We start from the raw sequence: 2971 nt of genomic DNA, 5'->3' as shown, positions 1-2971 counted from the left end.
GGCGGGCGTACGGCGGCCGCGCGCCGGCAGGCCGAGGAGCAGGACCAGGACGGCACCCGCCGGCACCATCGGCGCCGCCGCCCACCACGGGTGCGGCAGCGGCATGCCGCTGCCGAGCGCGGCCGAGACGAGCAGCAACAGCCCCGCCGCCGAACCGCGCGGACCCGTCGCGCTCAACGCCCCGGAGGCGAACGCCGTCACGGTGAGCGCCGCACCCAGCGCGAACGGGCCGGCCTGCGCGTGCTGGAGAGCGGTGCCCAGCAGCATCCCCGACGCCGAGGCGGACACCGCGGTGACGATCCGCCGGGCCCGCAGCCGACCCGGCTCGACCCGGTCGTTCATGGTGGCGTGCATCGCGCCGAGCCCGGCGAACACCCCCAGATCCACCCGGCCCGCCAGCACACCGGCGGCCAGCGCCACCGCCATGCCGAGCGCGGCCCGCACCATCGGCGCCACCGGCGGCACCACCCTCGCCGGACGCACGGCCCGCGCCCACCAGGGGGCGTCCACCACGGGATTGCGGCTCACGTGAACCATCCGATCCGCACCGGGGCCACCGGGCCCGACCGGTACCGCACCGGGCGGGCGAGGGGCGGCCAGGGTCGCTGCTGTGCGACGCTGCGCGGCAGATGAGGTCGTGTCCGGAACAACCGGACCCCCGCCAGTCTACCGGCGACCACCGGCCCGCCACGTGTCAAGTTCGTACCGATCGCGTACAAGCGGGCCATGGGCCCTGCCGGTCCGACGGGGGCGGTGGCTACGATGAACGAGGCGCCGTCCGTCCCAAAGGGCGGACGGTTTCGCCGGGCGGGACGGTGCGGGGCCCACACCCCGCGTCCGTCAGGCCCGTACGGGAAGGCTGTAGGAACGAGTAGTTGACGGCGCGTCACGGCGCGGAGACCTGCGGGACGCGCCGCGCACGGGGGAGAGGTGGATTGCTGTGCCAGGCGAGGCTGGACCGGGAGGCGCGGGCTGGGCGGACGGCCCCAACGGCGAGGTGAAGCCGTGGACGCTCGACAACAGCTGGATCGGTCGTGTGGTCGGACAGGTCCAGGTCGACGTCAGCGCCACCGCGCTGGTGGCGGCGTTCGGATCCCAGGACGTCAAGGTAGAGCTCGACACGCTGACCACGTTCAAGAAGAAGGTCGACGCGCTCCTGGCCTCGCTGGAGGGCTCGGAGGCGGCTCAGCACAAGATCAAGGAACAGAAGCTGACCGCCGGCAACCTCGGCACCGGCTTCCACGAGTCCACGGACCTGATGGCCGCGTACGACCGGACCCACGCGGCGATCGCGCAGCTCTCGAAGGCGTTCGCGGAGCAGATCGACAAGATGAGCCAGGCGGTCGCGCAGACGGCGGGCAGCTACGGCAGCAACGAGGAGCACCAGACGACGGCGGTCAACGCGGTCGCGAAGAACGCGGACGGCGGACCTGGCGGGATGCCGTCGGCGACCGGCACGTACTGATGATCGTCGTGCGTGTTCGCTTCGTTGGAACGGGGAGCAACTGATGGCAGGCGGAACGAACTTCGAGGGGATCGAGCACCCTCAGCTCAAGGGGATGGTCGCCGGCAGCGATCCGACCAAGGTGACCAGCCGCGGCAACCAGCTCAAGGACGCCGGACGCGTACTGGAAGACCTCAGCCGGGCGCTGGCCGCCCACGTCGGCCAGATCCAGTGGGAAGGGCCGGCCGCTGAGAACTTCAAGACCTGGGCCGGCAACCTGAACAAGTCGGCCGCCATGATCAGCGAGTACTCCAAGGGCGCCGGCGACGCGATGGTCCAGGCCGGCGAGGCCCTGAGCGGCGCCAAGACCGGCGTGCCGGAGGTGCCCGCCAAGGACATCGACACGGTGAAGCGGCACGCCACGCAACCGTGCCTGAAGCCCTCGCCGTTGAGCATCGCCGGTTTCGGCAACCCGACCGCGACGACCGACGCGATCATGAAGAAGGAGGACCCGACCTGGGTCTCCTACGCGGAGGCGGCGGCGGCTCAGAAGCGGGTGGACACCGCGCACCAGGAAGCCATCCACCAGATGGAGAAGCTGGGGCAGGCGTACGAGGCGGCGACCACCAAGCTGAACGGTCTCAAGCTGCCCGAGCTGCCGGGGATGGGCGGTGGCGGTGATCGCGAAGGCCTCAGTGAGGTGCCGATCGACGGCGGTGGAGGTAGTACGGGTTCCGGTGGAAGTGGCCGGTTCGCTGGCGGAGGCTACGTCGGCGGGAGTCACAGCCAACCTGTCGGTGGTGGTTACGGCGGCGGTGGCGGTGGTTCCGTGACGCCGCGTCCGAGGACATCGGTGCCGGACGCGCCGCAGGCGCCGGGTCACGGCACGCCGATCCCGCCGCGTAGTGGTCCGGGTTCGGTGCCGTTGCCGGACGACCCGAACGCGCCCGGGGTGGGAACCCCGCCGGTCACGTTCCCCGGGGACCGTCCCAGCACCGGGCTGGACAGCCTGCCGTCGGTGCCGACGCTGCCCGGGCAGACCGGTCCGGTGGGGCCGAACGGCGGTGGACCCGTGTCGCCGTACCCCCAGGGCGGCGGCCCCGGGCAGCCCGGTGTTCCGGGCGGGGGGACGGGCCCCTTCCCCGGCGGCGGACCGGTCCCGATGGGCGGCACCGGTCCGTTCACCGGTGGAACCGTCCCGCTGAAGGGCGGCGGCGGTGGCCCCGTTCCCGTGGCCCGGACCGGCCCCTTCGGGGGCGGGAACCCGCAGGGCAAGAGCGGCGGTCCGGTCCCGACCAACGGTGGGAACGTGTTCGGGGCGCGCGAGGCGGCCCAGGGCCGGGCCGGCGGACCCGGCGGCGGAGGCGGCTTCGGCGGCCCGGGTGGCGGGATGCACCCGGGTGGCGGCGGCCACGGCGGTGGTGCCGTCGGCGGTTCGCGCGGTCGGGGCTACAGCTCGACCGTCGGTGGTGTGGTCGGCGGGGCGAAGGGGCCGGTGGCCGGCGGGGAGTTCACCCCGGGCGGCAG

At 73.4% G+C, this 2971-nt stretch carries 3 protein-coding genes; 2 read left to right on the top strand and 1 reads right to left on the bottom strand.

Features of this window, described 5'->3' with window-relative positions; translation table 11 throughout:
- A partial coding sequence (locus ABD308_RS32770) for a YjjA family protein (protein ID WP_486327043.1) occupies positions 1 to 528 on the bottom strand: 528 nt, incomplete at its 3' end.
- A 412-nt stretch (positions 529 to 940) separates the two neighbouring features.
- Between ABD308_RS32770 and ABD308_RS32765 the strand changes: the two genes are divergently transcribed.
- Positions 941 to 1465: a hypothetical protein gene (locus ABD308_RS32765; RefSeq protein WP_344343167.1), complete on the top strand. Its 525-nt coding sequence runs from the start codon at positions 941 to 943 to the stop codon at positions 1463 to 1465.
- A gap of 43 nt (positions 1466 to 1508) precedes the next feature.
- Positions 1509 to 2971: WXG100 family type VII secretion target (locus tag ABD308_RS32760; protein WP_344343165.1), on the top strand; the 1463-nt coding region annotated here is incomplete at its 3' end.

This window comes from Kitasatospora putterlickiae (genome assembly GCF_039527695.1).
Classification (GTDB): domain Bacteria; phylum Actinomycetota; class Actinomycetes; order Streptomycetales; family Streptomycetaceae; genus Kitasatospora; species Kitasatospora putterlickiae.
Note: the sequence above shows the minus strand (reverse complement) of the source record. Positions and strands in the feature narration are given on the sequence as shown.